Origin of the sequence: Brevundimonas sp. (genome assembly GCF_046295075.1) — a bacterium.
In the GTDB taxonomy this organism is placed as follows: domain Bacteria; phylum Pseudomonadota; class Alphaproteobacteria; order Caulobacterales; family Caulobacteraceae; genus Brevundimonas.
Genome location: NZ_JBKBOC010000023.1, coordinates 25,779 through 42,127, shown reverse-complemented (window position 1 = coordinate 42,127; position 16,349 = coordinate 25,779). Strand labels below are relative to the sequence as shown.

16 protein-coding genes and 1 tRNA gene are annotated in these 16,349 nt (G+C 67.0%); 8 read left to right on the top strand and 9 right to left on the bottom strand.

Annotation, left to right across the window (positions count from 1 at the left end; translation table 11 throughout):
* On the top strand, nucleotides 1–318 hold a 318-nt coding region (locus tag ACK4MH_RS14685; RefSeq protein ID WP_409719674.1), incomplete at its 5' end, for a UrcA family protein.
* A gap of 41 nt (nucleotides 319–359) precedes the next feature.
* Here ACK4MH_RS14685 and ACK4MH_RS14680 read toward each other — a convergent pair.
* Nucleotides 360–1,325 (bottom strand): magnesium and cobalt transport protein CorA, encoded by a 966-nt coding sequence (locus ACK4MH_RS14680; protein WP_409719672.1) that lies wholly within the window; start codon nucleotides 1,323–1,325, stop codon nucleotides 360–362.
* 230 nt (nucleotides 1,326–1,555) lie between these two features.
* Here ACK4MH_RS14680 and ACK4MH_RS14675 point away from each other — a divergent pair, with 230 nt between their 5' ends.
* Nucleotides 1,556–1,843, top strand: coding sequence for a UrcA family protein (locus tag ACK4MH_RS14675; RefSeq protein ID WP_409719670.1), 288 nt, complete (start codon nucleotides 1,556–1,558; stop codon nucleotides 1,841–1,843).
* A 103-nt stretch (nucleotides 1,844–1,946) separates the two neighbouring features.
* Here the strand turns inward: ACK4MH_RS14675 and ACK4MH_RS14670 are convergent, their stop codons facing one another.
* Complete coding sequence (locus ACK4MH_RS14670) at nucleotides 1,947–4,130, bottom strand: M3 family metallopeptidase (protein ID WP_409719668.1); 2,184 nt, start codon at nucleotides 4,128–4,130, stop codon at nucleotides 1,947–1,949.
* Nucleotides 4,131–4,260: 130 nt separating this feature from the next.
* Between ACK4MH_RS14670 and ACK4MH_RS14665 the strand changes: the two genes are divergently transcribed.
* Entirely contained in the window at nucleotides 4,261–5,118 is an 858-nt protein-coding gene (locus ACK4MH_RS14665; RefSeq protein WP_409719666.1) for a glutamate racemase, read from the top strand.
* A gap of 4 nt (nucleotides 5,119–5,122) precedes the next feature.
* On the opposite strand, the gene ACK4MH_RS14660 is transcribed toward ACK4MH_RS14665, so the two are convergent.
* The 5 genes from ACK4MH_RS14660 to argH all read right to left on the bottom strand — a co-directional run bounded on the left by ACK4MH_RS14660 (nucleotide 5,123) and on the right by argH (nucleotide 9,836).
* Nucleotides 5,123–6,109: a cation diffusion facilitator family transporter gene (locus tag ACK4MH_RS14660; protein WP_409719664.1), complete on the bottom strand. Its 987-nt coding sequence runs from the start codon at nucleotides 6,107–6,109 to the stop codon at nucleotides 5,123–5,125.
* A gap of 78 nt (nucleotides 6,110–6,187) precedes the next feature.
* On the bottom strand, nucleotides 6,188–6,844 hold the full coding sequence (locus ACK4MH_RS14655) for a hypothetical protein (RefSeq protein WP_409719662.1): 657 nt from the start codon (nucleotides 6,842–6,844) through the stop codon (nucleotides 6,188–6,190).
* 49 nt (nucleotides 6,845–6,893) lie between these two features.
* The gene (lysA, locus tag ACK4MH_RS14650; protein WP_409719660.1) at nucleotides 6,894–8,168 is read right to left on the bottom strand and encodes a diaminopimelate decarboxylase; all 1,275 of its coding nucleotides are present in this window, start codon (nucleotides 8,166–8,168) and stop codon (nucleotides 6,894–6,896) included.
* A gap of 1 nt (nucleotide 8,169) precedes the next feature.
* Nucleotides 8,170–8,400 carry a hypothetical protein gene (locus tag ACK4MH_RS14645; protein ID WP_409719658.1) on the bottom strand — a complete coding sequence of 77 codons (231 nt, stop codon included), beginning with the start codon at nucleotides 8,398–8,400 and terminating at the stop codon, nucleotides 8,170–8,172.
* Entirely contained in the window at nucleotides 8,397–9,836 is a 1,440-nt protein-coding gene (argH, locus tag ACK4MH_RS14640) for an argininosuccinate lyase (protein ID WP_409719656.1), read from the bottom strand. The genes ACK4MH_RS14645 and argH overlap by 4 nt, the downstream gene beginning before the upstream one ends.
* Between argH and ACK4MH_RS14635 the strand changes: the two genes are divergently transcribed.
* Complete coding sequence (locus ACK4MH_RS14635) at nucleotides 9,835–10,500, top strand: TlpA family protein disulfide reductase (RefSeq protein ID WP_409719654.1); 666 nt, start codon at nucleotides 9,835–9,837, stop codon at nucleotides 10,498–10,500. The genes argH and ACK4MH_RS14635 overlap by 2 nt on opposite strands.
* An 8-nt stretch (nucleotides 10,501–10,508) precedes the next feature.
* On the opposite strand, the gene ACK4MH_RS14630 is transcribed toward ACK4MH_RS14635, so the two are convergent.
* Nucleotides 10,509–10,817 carry a hypothetical protein gene (locus ACK4MH_RS14630; protein ID WP_409719652.1) on the bottom strand — a complete coding sequence of 103 codons (309 nt, stop codon included), beginning with the start codon at nucleotides 10,815–10,817 and terminating at the stop codon, nucleotides 10,509–10,511.
* Between the two features lie 73 nt (nucleotides 10,818–10,890).
* Nucleotides 10,891–10,967, bottom strand: a tRNA-Met gene (locus tag ACK4MH_RS14625).
* Between the two features lie 185 nt (nucleotides 10,968–11,152).
* On the opposite strand from ACK4MH_RS14625, the gene ACK4MH_RS14620 reads away from it, so the two are divergent.
* The 4 genes from ACK4MH_RS14620 (at nucleotide 11,153) to ACK4MH_RS14605 (ending at nucleotide 16,319) form a co-directional block, all read left to right on the top strand.
* The gene (locus ACK4MH_RS14620) at nucleotides 11,153–12,388 is read left to right on the top strand and encodes a PQQ-dependent sugar dehydrogenase (protein WP_409719651.1); all 1,236 of its coding nucleotides are present in this window, start codon (nucleotides 11,153–11,155) and stop codon (nucleotides 12,386–12,388) included.
* A 58-nt stretch (nucleotides 12,389–12,446) separates the two neighbouring features.
* Nucleotides 12,447–12,668: a hypothetical protein gene (locus tag ACK4MH_RS14615; RefSeq protein ID WP_409719649.1), complete on the top strand. Its 222-nt coding sequence runs from the start codon at nucleotides 12,447–12,449 to the stop codon at nucleotides 12,666–12,668.
* Nucleotides 12,669–12,909: 241 nt separating this feature from the next.
* Complete coding sequence (locus ACK4MH_RS14610; protein WP_409719647.1) at nucleotides 12,910–14,115, top strand: acetyl-CoA C-acetyltransferase; 1,206 nt, start codon at nucleotides 12,910–12,912, stop codon at nucleotides 14,113–14,115.
* An 11-nt stretch (nucleotides 14,116–14,126) separates the two neighbouring features.
* On the top strand, nucleotides 14,127–16,319 hold the full coding sequence (locus ACK4MH_RS14605) for a 3-hydroxyacyl-CoA dehydrogenase NAD-binding domain-containing protein (RefSeq protein ID WP_409719645.1): 2,193 nt from the start codon (nucleotides 14,127–14,129) through the stop codon (nucleotides 16,317–16,319).
* The last annotated feature ends 30 nt before the right edge of the window (nucleotides 16,320–16,349 follow it).

Genomic DNA, 16,349 nt, shown 5'->3' with positions numbered 1-16,349 from the left:
TTCGCCGCCGCCGTTCTGTCCGCCGCCGTCGTCGCCCCCGCGACGGCCCAGGACGCTCGCATTCGTTATGGCGACCTGGACCTGTCCACGGCCGCCGGCGCCGCCGCCTTCGACGCGCGCGTCGAGGAGGCCGGCGCCCGCCTGTGCCAGGACATGCGTCGCATGGGCCGTCTGGCCGTCAACCAAAGCCACTGCCTCACCATCGTCCGTCAGGAAGCCCTGCGCGAACTGCCGCGAGCGCGTCAGACCGACTATGCGCGTTCGCCGCGCGCCGACCGCCAGGTCGCCCAGGTCGTCGATCTGTTCGTGCTCAGCTGAAACAAATGGATGGCGAGGGGTCGCTTACGTCCCCTCGCCGCCTACAGCCACTTCGTCCGCTTGAACGTCACGTACAGGCTCGCGCAGATGGCGGCTATGATGCCCAGAACCGCATAGTATCCATATTCCCAGCGCAGCTCGGGCATGTGCTCGAAGTTCATGCCGTAGATGCCGGCGATGGCGGTCGGCACCGCCAGGATGGCGGCCCAGGCGGCCAGTTTCCGGGTGATCAGGCCCTGGCGTTGCTGCTCCAGCAGGTTGGCGACTTCGAACACCGACGACAGGATGTCGTTCAACCCGCCCAGCCGGCTGTTCACCCGTCGCACATGGTCGCTCACGTCCCGGAAATAGGGCCTTACATCCGGGTCGATACAGGGCATGTCCAGCGACTGCAGGCGCCCCAGCACCTCCTCCATCGGCCCCAGGATGCGCCGGAACTTCAACAGTTCGCGGCGCAGGGTGAACAGGCGCCGGATCTCGACCCGCGACAGGAAGGCGTCCAGCGTACGCTGCTCCATCTCCAGCACGCTGTCCTCCGCGTCGTCGACGATGGGGGAATAGGCGTCGACGATGAAGTCCAGAATGCCGTGCAGGACGAAATCCGGCCCCTTCTTGAGCTGTAGCGGCGACGCCTCCAGCTGCGCCCGCAACAGACTGTGCGCCCGCGCCGAGCCGTGGCGGATGCTGACCACATGGTCGTCGCCGACGAAGACGTGGGTCTCGCCATAGGCGATGCGATCGTCGATCTTCAACGCCGTTCGGGCGACCACGAACAGTTCGCGACCATAGACCTCGACCTTGGGCATCTGGTGCGCGGCCAGGGCGTCCTCGACCGCCAGCGGGTGCAGCTTGAACCGTTCGACCAGGACATCGATCTCGGCGTCCGTCGGATCGTAGAGCCCGACCCAGACGAACTCTCCCGGTTCGAGCGCCAGCCCTGCGGGCGTCAGCGGCGCCTCGCGCACGCGCTGGCCGTCGCGATAGACGTAGGAGGCGACGACGGTCATGAAATCTCCAGCAGGCCGATGCCCGCTCCTGACTTAGAGGTTGAACGGTCCCAGTTGAAGCACCTGACGTGCGGGCGCGTTCATCCAGGCGTCGAACCTGACCGAAATGTCATGACGTCGAATTATGAAAGCGCCGCCTTTCCGCCTCGGAAGCTTCGCCGTTTCGATCCGATCCAGCGTCACCGTTCCCTGCCCCGGACGACAAGGGGCGGAAAAATGGAACCAGGATCATGCTCAGGATTGCCTCTCTGACGACCGCCGCCTTCCTCTTCGCCGGCGCCGCCTACGCCGCCCCTATCGAAGCCCGCATCTCCTACGGCGACCTCGACCTGTCGAGCCGCGCCGGCGCGATGGCGTTCGACGTCCGCGTCCAGCGCGTCGCGCGAAATCTCTGCACCGGCCGCCTGCCCATCGAACGACTGAGCTGCAGAGACAAGGTGCGAGACGAAGCGATGTCCCTCCTGCCCGAACGCGCCCGCACCGAATACGCGCGCGGTCGCGTCGCCTTCGAGGCTTGAAACGCAGGACGCCGCCGGATGGGTCATCCGACGGCGTCCCATTTCACAAAGCCAAAGCCGCTTTCCGGGCCTCAAGTAGCCCGAAGGGCGATAGGCCCCAGGATCAAGATACCGGGAAGCCCCGGACCTTCAGCAGAGCCGCCACGTCCGGGTCGCGACCGCGGAAGGCGCGGTAGGCTTCGGCCCGATCCGTAGTGTTGCCCGGCGCCAGCATGATCGACTTGAAGCGGCCGGCGATGTCCGGGTTGAACACGTCGCCCGACTCCTCGAAATAGGCCCAGGTGTCGGCGTCCATCGTCTCGGACCACAGGTAGCTGTAGTAGCCCGCCGAATAGCCGTCCGACGTGAACAGGTGGTTGAACTGCGGCAGGCGGTGCCGCATCACGATCTCCTTGGGCATGCCGATCCGCGCCAGGCTGGCCTTTTCAAAGGCGTCGATGTCGGTCGGCGGCGTGGCCTGGGTATGCAGATCCATGTCGACGATGGCCGAGGACAGATAGCTGACCGTCGCATAGCCCTGGTTGAAGGTGGCGGCGGCCTCGATCTTGTTCACCAGTTCTTGCGGCATGGCCGCGCCCGTCTGATAGTGTTTCAGATAGCCGTCTAGGATCGGGCGGCTCAGCACCCAGTGCTCGTGCACCTGCGACGGATATTCCACGAAGTCGCGCGGCGTATTGCCGAACGACGGATAGGTCACGTTCGACGAATAGTAGTGCAGGGTGTGGCCGAACTCGTGGAACAGGGTCTCGGCGTCGTCGAGCGAGATCAGCACCGGCTCGCCGGGCTCGGGTTTGGTGAAGTTGTTGTTGTTCGAGCCCAAGATCACCTTCGACCCGTCCAGCGTCGAGAACGACCGATAGGTGGTCATCCAGGCACCCGAACGCTTGCCCGGACGGGCGTAGTCGTCGGTGTAGTACAGGCCGATCAGCTTGCCGGTGGCCTTGTCGTGCAGCTCATAGACCTCGACGTCCGGCTCGAAGGTTGGGACCGAGCCCTTGGGAAGCTTGGTGAACCTGAAGCCGTACAGGCGCTCGGCCATGGCGAAGGAGCCGGCGCGCACCGCGTTCAGTTCAAAATAGGGCTTCAGCTGGTTCTGATCCAGGTCGTACTTGGCTTTGCGGACCTTCTCGGCGAAGTAGAGGTAGTCCCAGGGCTCGATGTCGAAACCGGCGATCGCCTTCATGTCGGCGACCTCTTCGGCGACGCGGGCCTTGGCCGGCGCCCACACGCGATCCATCAGGGCCTGGGCCGCCGCAGGGGTCTTGGCCATGGTGTCCTGCATGCGCAGTTCGGCATGGTTGCGATAGCCCAGCAGCTTGGCGCGCTGGTCGCGCAGCTTGACGATCTCAGCGATGGTCGCGTTCGTGTCGTTGGCGTCGCCGTTGTCGCCGCGGTTGACGAACTTCTTCCAGACCTGCTCGCGCAGGGCCCGGTCGTCGGCGAAGGTCAGGAAGGGATCGACCGACGAACGGGTGTTCAGGATGGCCCAGCCCTGCAGGTTGCGGCTGCGCGCCGCGCCCGCAGCGGCGGCCTTGTTCGAGTCAGGCAGGCCCGCCAGACCGGCTTCGTTCGGGATCAGGGTCCAGGCGTTCTCGTCGGCCACGACCTTCTGGCCGAAGCGGGTGAAGGCGTTGGACAGGGCGGTGTTGATCCGGCCCAGCTCGGCCTTGCCGGCTGCGTCCAGATTGGCTCCCGAACGGATGAAGGCGTCGCGACGACGCTCGGCCAGGCGCTTCTGCTGGGCGCTCAGGCCCGCCGCGTCGGCGGTGTCGGCGACAGTCTTGACCCGCTGGAACAGCTTCTCGTTGAAGGTGATCTCGTCAGAGGCGGCCGACAGGATCGGCGACAGCTCGGTATCGACGGCGTCATAGGCTTCGCCGCCGATGTTGGAGGTCATGACGCCATAGATGTTGGACGCGCGATCCAGCGGCTCGCCCGCCAGTTCCAGCGCCGCCATGGTGTTGGCGAAGGTCGGGGCCTCGGGATTGTTCGCGATGGCGGCGATGTCTGCGCGTTGCAGCTCGATGCCTTCCAGCATGGCTTCGCGCAGCTTGGCCGGCGTCACCTTGTCGAACGGCGGCACGCCGTCATAGGAGCCGGTCCAGACCTGCAGCAGCTCGGCGCGCGGCGTCTGGGTCGGCAGGACGGCGCGGGCGATGCGCGCTTCCTCGACCAGGCTGGCGGCCGACGGGGCGGCGGCGGACCCGCCCGACGCGACGCCGGTCGAGGCGCAGGCCGACAGGGCCATCAGGCTGCCGCCCGCGATGAGAAGCTGGCGTCTATGCATGGAATGCTCCGAAAGAAGATCATGATTGCCCACACACTTAGGCGCACCGGACGCCCCAGTCACCTGACAGGACGGTAATCTTCTCGGCAATCCGGTTGGATACGTCGTCGCACTGCTCTAAAGCGCGCCCATGGCTATTGGCGTTTTCGACTCCGGCGTGGGCGGTCTGACCGTTCACCGCGAACTGACCCGGCGGTTCCCTGCGCGGGACTTCATCTATCTGGCCGACCAGGCCCACGCCCCCTATGGCGGGCGCAGCGGCGAGGACATCGTCGAACTGACCAAGACGGGGTGCGAGCGGCTGCTCGACGCCGGCGCCTCCGTGGTGGTCCTGGCCTGCAACACCGCCAGCGCCATCGCGCTTCGCCGCCTGCAACAGACCTGGCTGCCGGGTCTGCGCGAGCGGCTGGGCCGCCCGGTCAACATCCTGGGCATCATCGTGCCAACCATCGAGGCCGCGACCGGCAAACCCTGGAGCTTCGAGGCCGAGCGCCCGCAAGAGGGCGAGAAGGTCGCCTCCATCGCCATCACCGGCGTCTTCTGCACCGCCGCCACGGCCATCAGCCGCGTCTATGAGATCGAAATCGACAAGCGACGCGAAGACATCGCCGTCTTCTCCGAACCCTGCCCCGGCCTGGCGGGCCTGATCGAGCTGGGCGCCCCGCGCGAAGAGCTGAAGGTGGTGATCGACGACCACGTCGACGCCCTGCGCCGTCGCATCGGTCGCCATCCCGACAAGGCCATACTGGGCTGCACCCACTACGAGATCGTCGCCGAACTGTTCGCCCAGGCCCTGCCGGCGGGAACCGCGCTGATCGAACAGCCCAAGGCCGTCGCCGATGCGCTGGAGCGGTATTTCAAGTCGCATCCCGAATACGATCTGGGCGACAGCGGCCGCCGCGACTTCCTGACCACCGGCCAGGCCGGCCCCCAGTCGGAGATGGTGTCCCAGTTCTGGGGCGCGCCCCTGACCTTCGCCCAGGCCTAGAGGGTCAGCAACCCGGACAATCCGGCAGGGGCTCGTTCTCCAGCTGCAGCGTCGTGTGGCCGATAGCGTAACGTTTCGCCACGGCCTGGGCCTCTCCGATCAGGGCCGCCGCATCCTCGCGGTCGTGCACCAGATGCGCGGTCAGGGCCGTCTCGGTCGTGGACAGGCCCCAGACGTGCAGATCATGCACCGCCCGCACGCCCGGTAAGGCGACCAGCGCCTTTTCCAACGCCGGCACGTCCACGCCCGTCGGGGCCCCGTCCATGGCCAGGTTGACGGAATCCTTCAGCAGGCCCCAGGTCGACCACAGGATCACGACCACGATCGCAAGGCTGACCAGCGGATCGACCACCGACCAGCCGGTCATCATGATCAAGCCCCCCGCCGCCACCACGCCCAGCGACACCCCGGCGTCGGCCATCATGTGCAGATAGGCGCCGCGCGCATTCAGGTCGTGCTGCGACTTCATGAACAGAAGCGCGGTGCCCAGGTTGATGACGAAGCCGATGCCCGCCACCGCCATGATGAGGCCCGACCCTACCGGCGCCGGCTCGTTGAAGCGCCGCACCGCCTCGAAGGCGATGGCCCCGCAGGCGAAGATCAGCAGCAGTGCATTGCCCAGGGCCGCCAGAACCGTCGCCTTGCCGAACCCATAGGTGCGCCGACCGCCCGCCGCCCCATGCGCCCCTTGCCGCGCCAACCAGGCCGCGCCGCCCGCCATGGCCAGGCCCAGCACGTCCGACAGATTATGTCCGGCGTCGGCCAGCAGCGCCGTGGAATCCGCGATCAGGCCCGCGCCGAACTCGCACGCCACGAAAAGCAGATTGACCACAAGGCCGACGGCGTAGCGCCAGTCGCCGGTGTCCACCGGGCCGTGGCTGTGTCCGCCATGCCCGTGGCTGTGTCCGTGATGACTGTGCGAATGGCCGTGACCGTGATCCGAGTGATCGTGGTCATGGTCGTGATCGGCGTGGTCGTGTGCGGCGTTCATCGCTCGCCTATACGCCGTTTGCAGGAACAGCCAAGCCGCTACATGATAACGCGTTGAATGTTATCATGTAATATCGCTTCAGTGCTGATGCATGGCGACGACGAGGCCCAGCGCGATCAGGGCCACGCCCAGCACCGCCCCTTCATATCTCGCCCACCGTTCCAACCGCAGGATCGAGGCGCCGGCGCTGGCCAGGGCCGTGAATGTCGCCATGCCGGCGATGGTGCCGACCGCAAACACCACCGTCAGCATCGCAAGAGCGCCGACGCCCGCCGAGGCCGAGGACAGATAGATGGGCAACAACACCTCGCCCGGCGACACCGCCATCATGGCGATCAGACCCAGAAACGCCGCCTTGTCCGACACCGCCGGCTCTGAGGTTTCCAGAACGGGCCCGCCCGCCACAACCGGCCGGCGCAAGGTCGCGCGGGCCAGGTAGAAGGCGCCGAACAGGAACAGAAGCACCGCCGCAAGATGCGGCAGGACCCCCTCGATCCACTGATCCAGCGCCAGGCCCGCCGCCACGATCAGGCCGCCGACCACCGCCGTCGTGGCGATATGGGCCAGGCCTGCCGCCGTCACCGCCATCAGGATTCGCGACGGTCGCCAGCCTTGCGCCCGCCCGACCAGGGTGAAGGGCAGCCAGTGGGTCGGCAGGGCCGCATGCAGAAAGGCCGCGACGAAGCCGCCCCCCAGCAGGGAAAGCATGACGGACTGTTCGGGACCGGGGGACATGACCGGCCCTATAGCGTGTTACTTTATAACGGTCGAGAGGGATTCTCGCCTAAAGCCAGTCGGCGAACGGCTCGCGGTCCAGCATTTCCTCATAGGTCGGGCGCGGCCGGATCACGGCCCACTGATCGCCATCCACCAGAACCTCGGGGACCAAGGGGCGGCTGTTGTATTCGCTCGACATCACCGCGCCGTAAGCCCCCGCCCCGGTGAAGACGACCAGGTCCTCGGCCTCCAGCGGTGGCAGGTCGCGGTCGCGCGCGAAGGTGTCGCCCGTCTCGCAAACCGGCCCGACCACATCGTGCGGCAGGCGCGCGCCGCTACGCGGATTGACCGGCTGGATGTCGTGGAAGGCGTCGTACAGCGCCGGCCGCATCAGGTCGTTCATCGCCGCGTCCAGCACCAGGAAACGCCGCCCGTCCGAGCGTTCATTGACCTGGATCACCTGACTGAGCAGCACGCCGGCGTTGGCCGCCAGCAGCCGCCCCGGCTCGAACGCCGCCTCGACGTCCAGCCCGTTCAGAACCCGCGCAGCCATGGCGACATAGTCGGCCGGGGACGGCGGTTCGACCCCGCCCGAATAGGGCACGCCCAGTCCGCCGCCCAGGTCCAGCCGCGTCACGGCATGACCCTGCGCCCGCAGCTCCCGCGTCATCTCGGCCAGCACCTTGAAGGCGGCCTCCAGCGGGGCCAGGTCGGTGATCTGGCTGCCGATGTGACAGGCCAGCCCCACGGGCGTGACATGGGGCGAGGCAGAGGCGCGCGCGTACAGCCCCATCGCCTCCTCGACCGGCACGCCGAACTTGTCGCCCTTGCCGCCCGTGGTGATCTTGGCGTGACCGCCGGCGCCGACGTTGGGATTGACCCGCACGGCGATGGCCGGCGATGTGTCCATCATGGCCGCGATGGCGATCAGCCGATCCAGCTCCGCGCCGGATTCGACGTTGATCTGGCGCACGCCGACGCTGATGGCGAAGGCCATTTCCACGTCGGTCTTGCCCACGCCGGAAAAAATGATCCGGTCGGACGGCACGCCGGCCGCAAGAGCCCGGCGGATCTCGCCCTCGGACACCGTGTCCGCCCCCGATCCCAGCTTGGCCAGGGTCGCCAGCACCGACAGGTTGGAGTTGGCCTTGACCGCAAAGGCGATCAGCGCCTCGCCCAGGGCGTCGCGATGCGCATCGGCGGCGGCGTGCAGCAGGCCGTAGTGCCGCTTCAGCGTCGCGGTCGAATAGACATAGGCCGGCGTGCCGACCTCGTCCGCGATCAGCTCCAGCGGCACGCCCTCGGCATACAGGGCGCCGTCCTTCAGGTCGAAGTGGTGCAACTTACCGCGGGTCGTTCTGGGCGGCGCCGGCGCCGATGGGGTTTGACGGCCCGCCGTCGATCGGCACGCTGCTGGACGGACGGTTCATGGTCGCCGGCTCGGGCAGATGCGGCGCGCGGCTGTCGCGCGGCGCACGCTCGGTCTCGCGCACCGGCGATTCCAGATCGGCCATGCGACCGCAGGCGGAGGTCATAAGGGCGAGCGCGCCCACGATGATCAGGGTCTTCTTCACAGGCGGGCTCTCCAGTCGGCGATACGCGCACGGACCTGTTCCGGCGCGGTTCCACCATAGCTTTGACGGCTTTCGCAGGAAGCCTGGGCGGTCAGCACCTTGTAAACCGCTTCGGTGATCCCCGGCTCCAGTTTCTGCATTTCTTCCAGCGGCAGTTGCGACAGGTCCACGCCCAGGCCCTCTGCCCGCTTCACCGCCGCCCCCGTCACATGGTGCGCCTTGCGGAACGGCAGGTTCAGCTCGCGCACCAGCCAGTCCGCCAGGTCCGTCGCCGTCGAGAAGCCCGCGCCCGCCGCCTGGGCCATGCGTTCGGTATTGGGCTGCAGCGCCGAAACCATCGCGGTCATGGCGACCAGCGCCAGATCCAAGGCGTCGAACGCCTCGAACACCGGCGGCTTGTCCTCCTGCATGTCCTTGGAATAGGCCAGCGGAAGGCCCTTCATCACCGTGGAGAGAGCAACGAGCGAGCCCATGATCCGGCCGGTCTTGGCCCGCACGAGTTCGGCGGCGTCGGGATTGCGCTTCTGCGGCATGATCGACGACCCCGTCGTCAGGTCGTCGGGCAGGGAGGCGAAGCCGAACATCGGCGTCATCCACACCACGATCTCCTCGGCCAGACGCGACAGATGCCCCGCCGTGATCGAGGCGGCGGCCAGGCTTTCCAGCGCAAAATCCCGGTCCGACACCGCATCCAGGCTATTCGCCATGGGCCGGTCGAAGCCCAGCTCGCCCGCCGTCATCTGTCGGTCGATGGGAAAGGGCGAACCGGCCAGGGCCGCGGCGCCCAGCGGGCTTTCGTTCATCCGCGCCCGCGCGTCGGCGAAGCGCCCCGCATCACGGCCGAACATCTCGACATAGGCCATCAGGTGATGACCCAGGGTCACGGGCTGAGCCGTTTGCAGATGGGTGAAGCCGGGCATCAGATCGCCGGCATGCTGTTCGGCGCGCGCCAGCAGGGCGGCCTGCAACGCTTTCAACTGGGCGACCGAGCGATCGCAGGCGTCGCGCACCCACAGGCGGAAATCGACCGCGACCTGATCGTTGCGGCTGCGCGCGGTGTGCAGGCGTCCCGACGGCTCGCCGATCAGTTCGTTCAGGCGCGCCTCCACATTCATGTGGATGTCCTCGAACTGGTCACGGAAGGGGAAGGTCCCGGCCTCGATCTCGGCTTCGATGGCGTCCAGCCCGCCCAGGATGGCCTCGGCGTCCGCCTGCTGGATGATGCCCTGTTTGGCCAGCATGCGGCAGTGGGCGCGCGACCCCGCCAGATCCTGGCGCCACAGCCGCTGATCCACGCCGATGGAGACGTTGATCGCCTGCATGATCTCGGCGGGGCGCGACGAAAAGCGTCCGCCCCACATGTCTTGACCCGCGGGCTTCACCGGCGCAGTCGAACCGCCAGATGGCTTGGCGTCGGAAGAGGTGGATTCAGTCATGAGCGGCTCTAGAAAGGCGATCTGGGCGGTCGTCGGCGCGGTCGTCGTCGTCAGCACCATCGCCGGCGCCGGCGGCATGGCGATGTCGCTATACGCCAATCATCGCCAGAAGGCGCAAGTCGAAGAGGCCGCAACCGCCGCCGCGACGCCGAAAAGCGACCTGGCGCGCTTCGCCGTCGGCCCCCTGGCGGCGCTTTCGACACCGGCCCAGGCCGAAATGGCGCCCGAATACGCCTTCCGCGACCGCACCGGCACGGCCGTCCGCTTCTCGGCCTTTCAGGGCAAGGTGGTGGTCGTGAACCTGTGGGCAATGTGGTGCGCGCCGTGCAAGGCGGAGATGCCGACGCTTCAGGCCCTGGCGAAAGCCTATGAGGCGAACGAGGATCTGGTGGTCCTGCCGATCAACGTGGACGCCACGCCTGAAGCGGCGGCCGAGGCTAGGCGCTTCCTTGACGACCACGCCCCCCTGCCCTTCTACAGCGACATCCGCTTCCAGTTACCGTTCGAGTTTCCCGGCAAGGGCGCCATGCCGCAGACGATCATCCTGGATCGCCAAGGCCATATGCGCGCGACCATGGCGGGCGAGGCGGACTGGTCCAGCCCCCAGGCTCGCGCACTGATCGACGCGGTGCTGGCGGAAGGTGGCTCACCGCCCCCCGCCTGATCCGTGCTTTAGTTGTCGACCGGAACGCGTTGGTCGGTGGCGGGATTGATCGCGCCGGGCTTGCCTTCGGCTGCCGCCTCGGCCTGTTCGCCTTCCAGCTTGTCTGCAACCTTGCCAGCGCCGGTCTCGACGGCCTGGGCCGCCTTCATCGCGCCGCCCTCGATCACTTCACCGGCGCGCGACGCCACATCCGCCGTCTTGTCGGCGGCGGCCTCGGCATGGGCTTCGGTCTTTTCCTGCTCGGCCTCGGTGCAGGCGGCGGCGCCCAGGGTCAGGGCGGCGACGGCCGCCATCAAGGCTTTGGTTCGGATCGTCATGGCGGATCTCCGGTCAAGGTTAAGGTCTCGACCGACAACGCCGCACAACGGCACAGGTTGCAGTTGGCGGAAGTGGTGACTGGAGGCGGGATCGAACCGCCGACCTGTGGGTTATGAATCCACCGCTCTAACCATCTGAGCTACCCAGTCCCGGGCCTGCGCGAGGCCGAGGGCCAGCGCGAAAGAGGCGTGCCTATATCGCCGTCGGGCGCGCGGTTCAAGTCGTCTCGGTGCAGATCGTGCGGCGATAGGGCGCAAGACGCCGCAGGGCCGGAACGGTAACGCTGGCGTCGCCGTTCCCGAACCAACGCCTGTTTCCCATCGGAGCCTTCGCCATGCGCTTGATCGTCGCCGCCGCCTCGACGTCCCTGCTTGTCCTCGCCGCCGCCTGCGGCGCGAACGGCGAAAGCGCAAACGCTCCACCCCAGGCCGGCGCACCGCTGGAGACCCGTCCGGCCAACAACCCCGACCAGCAGCCGGCCTTCGCCGGCCAGACGCGCGCGCCGGGCGTGAAGACGAAACAGGCGATGGCTCACACGGTCGTGGCCTCCGGCCTGGTTCACCCCTGGGGACTGGCGGCCATGCCCGACGGTCGCTGGCTGGTGACGGAAAAGCCCGGCCGCCTGCGCATCATCACCGCCCAGGGCCAGATCAGCGAGCCGGTCGCGGGCCTGCCTGCCGTCGACGCCCGCGGCCAGGGCGGCCTGCTGGACGTGATCGTCGGGCCGAGCTTCGCCCAAGATCGGATGATCTACTGGAGCTATTCCGAACCGCGTAACGGCGGCAACGCCACCTCGGTCGCCCGGGCGCGTCTGTCGGACGACGGCTCGCGCGTGGAGAATGTCCAAGTCATCTTCCGCGCCCTGCCCATCTATGACGGCGACAAGCATTTCGGCTCGTCCCTGGCCTTCGCGCCGGACGGCAAGCTGTTCATCACCTTGGGCGAACGCTCCGACCGGCCGATGCGGCCCCAGGCCCAGGACTTGGGCTCGCACATGGGCAAGACCATCCGCATCAACGCCGACGGCACGGTCCCTCAGAACAACCCCTTCGTCGGGCGCGCCGGCGCCCTGCCCGAAATCTGGAGCCTGGGCCATCGCAACGTCCAGGGGATCGCCGTCCAGCCCGGCACGGGCGCGATCTGGACGATCGAACACGGCACGCGCGGCGGCGACGAGGTCAATATCGACAAGCCGGGCCTGAACTACGGCTGGCCCGACGCGGCCTACGGCGTCGAATACGCCGGCGGTCAAATCAACGCCGGCGCGACCCAGGCGCCGGGCACGGAACAGCCGGTTTATTACTGGGATCCCGTCATCGCGCCCGGCGGCGCGACCTTCTATCAGGGCGCCATGTTCCCCGGCTGGGACGGAAACCTGCTGGTCGCGGGGCTGAAGGAAAAGCACATCGCTCGTCTGGTGATCCAGAATGACCGCGTGGTCGGGGAGGAGCGGCTGCTGACCGATCTGGGCGAACGCGTTCGCGACGTGGCGGTCGGCGCCGACGGCGCGGTCTGGGCCATCACCGACGAGGAGAACGGCAAGCTGGTCAGGCTGGCGGCGACGCAGTAATCTTTCGACGCCGGGGGGCAATGAGGAGCGCTTCGACGCTCCAAGGGAGCACCGAGCCATGCGTATCCTCATTCTTTCCGCAGTGATCAGCCTGCCGCTGTTGGCTGCCTGTGGCACGACCGGCGGCGTCAACAGCTATCAGAAGGACATGGATGCGCTGGAAGCGGAATGCACCCGCAGCCAGGGCATCCTGACGCCGACGGGCGTTCAGACCGGACGGCCCCAGACAGACTACGCCTGCAAGATCACTGGCGGCGCGACGCGGATTCCGCCGCGCTGACGGATCACAAGCGGGCCGGGCAGCCATGCCCGGCCCGCTCGCTGGCGGCGTCGAAGCCCCTCTAAAATCGAAGACCTTCAGCCCCATGGCGCGGCGTCACGCGGCTTATTACTTGACGTTGACGTAAACGTAGGGTTCTTGGCGTCCACGCTTGGAACCGCCCTGCCCTCATGTCGCGAACCGCCCATTCCTTTCAAAAGGGGGCGGTGAGCCTAAGGGCCAAAGATGGAGACTCACTCCCATGGCTGACGCCTATATCTACGACGCCGTCCGCACGCCGCGCGGCAAGGGCAAGAAGGACGGCTCGCTGCACGAGATCACCGGCCTCAGCCTGGCGACCCAGGTGCTGGAAGCCCTGCGCGACCGCAACGACCTGGACACGTCCAAGGTCGACGACGTCATCCTGGGCTGCGTCACGCCCGTGGGCGAACTCGGCGCCGACATCGCCCGCACGGCGGTGCTCTCGGCCGGCTGGTCGCAATATACGGCCGGCGTTCAGGTCAACCGCTTCTGCGCCTCGGGCCTGGAAGCCGTGAACATGGCCACCGCCAAGGTGAAGTCCGGCGAGGCCGACTTCGCCGTCGGCGGCGGGGTCGAGGTCATGAGCCGCGTGCCCATGGGTTCGGACATGGGGGCCTGGCCTACCGATCCGTCTTCGGCCTTCCCCACCTATTTCGTGCCGCAAGGCGTGTCGGCCGATATGATCGCAACCAAATACGGTTTCAGCCGCGACGATGTGGACGCCTATTCGGTCGAGAGCCACAAGCGCGCCGCAAAGGCCTGGGCCGAGGGCCGGTTCAAGAAGTCGGTCATCGGCGTCAAGGACCAGCTGGGCCTGACCATCCTGGATCATGACGAGACCATTCGTCCGAACACGGACATGCAGGCCCTGGGCGGCCTGAACCCCTCCTTCGCCATGATGGGCGAGATGGCCTTCGACAGCGTGATCAACCAGCGCTACCCCGAGGTCGAGCGCGTCAACCACGTGCACACCCCCGGCAACTCGTCCGGCATCGTCGATGGTTCGGCCGGCGTGCTGATCGGCTCGCTGGAAGCCGGCCAGGCCTTGGGCCTGAAGCCGCGCGCCAAGATCCTGGGCGGCGCCTCGATCGGCTCTGAGCCGTCGATCATGCTGACCGGCCCGGAATATGTGACCCGCAAACTGCTGGGCAAGCTGGGTATGACGCCCGACGACATCGACGTGTGGGAGCTGAACGAGGCCTTCGCCGCCGTCGTCCTGCGCTACATGCAGGCCCTGAACATCGACCACGCCAAGATGAATGTGAACGGCGGCGGCATCTCGATGGGCCACCCCCTGGGCGCCACCGGCGCCATGATCACCGGTATCGCCCTGGACGAGCTGGAACGCTCGAACAAGTCGACCGCCCTGATCACCCTGTGCATCGGCGGCGGCATGGGCACCGCCACCGTCATCGAACGCGTCTGAGGATCACACCCATGGAAAACTTCAAGATCGACGTCGACGCCGACGGCATCGCCCTGGTCACGTTCGACGTGCCGGGTCGTTCGATGAACACCCTGACCTCTTCGGTCATGGCGGAAATCCCCGAACTGGTCGAACGCATCAAGACCGACGACGCCATCAAGGGCGCGGTCATCACCTCGGGCAAGCCTTCCGGCTTCTGCGCCGGCGCGGACCTGGGCGACATGGCCGGCGGCGTGCTCTCGGGCGGCGGCGACCTGCAGAAGGCGTTCGACGCCGGCTGGAAGCTGAACGGCGCCTTCCGCGCGCTGGAAACCTCGGGCAAGCCGATCGCGGCCGCGATCAACGGCCTGGCCCTGGGCGGCGGGCTGGAGTTCACCCTGGCCTGCCACTATCGCGTGGTCGAGAACGACAACAAGATCCAGCTGGGCCTGCCCGAGATCAAGGTCGGCCTCTTCCCCGGCGGCGGCGGCACCCAGCGCCTGACGCGTCTGGTCGGCGTGCAGAACGCCATGATGGCGATGAGCGAAGGCAAGTCCTTCCGTCCTAACGACGCCAAGGGCGCCGGCATCGTCCATGAGGTGGTCGACAAGGGTCAGTCGGTCGAGGCCGCCAAGACCTGGATCAAGAACGGCGGCAAGGCCGTCCAGCCGTGGGACGACAAGTCGTTCAAACTGCCCGGCGGCGGCCCCTATCACCCGGCCGGCATCCAGAACTTCATGGTCGGCAACGCCATGCTGCGCAAACAGTCCTACGGCAACTATCCGGCCGTGGTGAACCTGATGAAGGCCGTCTACGAAGGGACCCAGGTTCCGATGGACGCGGCCCTGCGGATCGAGACCCGCTATTTCATCAAGACCCTTATGACGCCGCAGGCCCAGGCCATGATCCGCAGCCTGTTCCTGTCCAAGCAGGAACTGGACAAGGGCGCCGTGCGTCCGGCCGGCGTGCCCAAGTCGGACGCAAAGAAGGTCACCGTCATCGGCGCCGGCATGATGGGCGCGGGCATCGCCTATGTGCAGGTCATGGCCGGCATCGAAACCATCCTGATCGACCAGACCCAGGAAGCCGCCGACAAGGGCAAGGCCCATGTCGAGGAACTGCTGAAGAAGCGTCTGTCGCGCGGTCAAATGACGCAAGACAAGTATGACGCGACCCTGGCCCTGGTCACGGCGACGACCGACTATGACCACATCAAGGGCTCGGACCTCGTGGTCGAGGCCGTGTTCGAAAGCCGCGAGATCAAGGCCGACGTGACCAAGCGCGCCGAGGCGCAACTGGCCGAAGGCGCCGTGTTCGGCTCCAACACCTCGACCCTGCCGATCACCGGCCTGGCCGAGGCCTCGGTTCGTCCCGAGGACTTCATCGGCATCCACTTCTTCTCGCCCGTCGACAAGATGATGCTGGTCGAGATCATCCTGGGCGAAAAGACAGGTCAGGCCGCCATCGCCAAGGCGCTGGACTATGTGCTGAAGATCAAGAAGACCCCGATCGTCGTCAACGACAGCCGCGGTTTCTACACCTCGCGCTGTTTCTCCACCTTCCTGATGGAAGGCATGGCGATGCTGGAAGAGGGTTATGGCCCGGCCCTGATCGACAATGTCGGACGCATGACCGGCATGCCGCGCGGCCCGCTGGAGATGCACGACGACGTCGCCCTGGACCTGTCCTACAAGATCGCCAAACAGACCAAGGCCGACCTCGGCGACAAGTACGTCGCCAACGAGGGCGAACAGATCGTCGCCACCATGGTCGAGGGCGGACGCTTCGGCCGCAAGAACGGCAAGGGCTTCTACGACTATGACAGCAAGCCCAAGACGCTTTGGGCTGGCCTGGCCGAACTGGCGCCAACCACCAAGGGCATCGACAAGCCCGAAGAGGCGACCGCCTTCGCCCAGATCGACGAACTGAAAACGCGGCTTCTGTATCGGCAGGCCGTCGAGGTCGCCCGCTGCTGGGCCGAGGGCGTGATCGACGACCCGCGCGAGGCCGACCTGGGCGCCATCCTGGGCTGGGGCTTCGCGCCCTGGACCGGCGGCCCGATCAGCATGATCGACGGCATCGGCCTGGCCAAATTCGTAGAAACCGCCGACCGTCTGGCGGCGACCTACGGCGACCGGTTCAAGGTCCCGCAGCTGCTGCGCGACATGGCCGCCAAGAACGAGACCTTCTACGGCAAGTTCGCCCCGGAGAGGGCCGCCGCCTGATCGGTTGCGGAGTAGTGTGAGTACGGAACG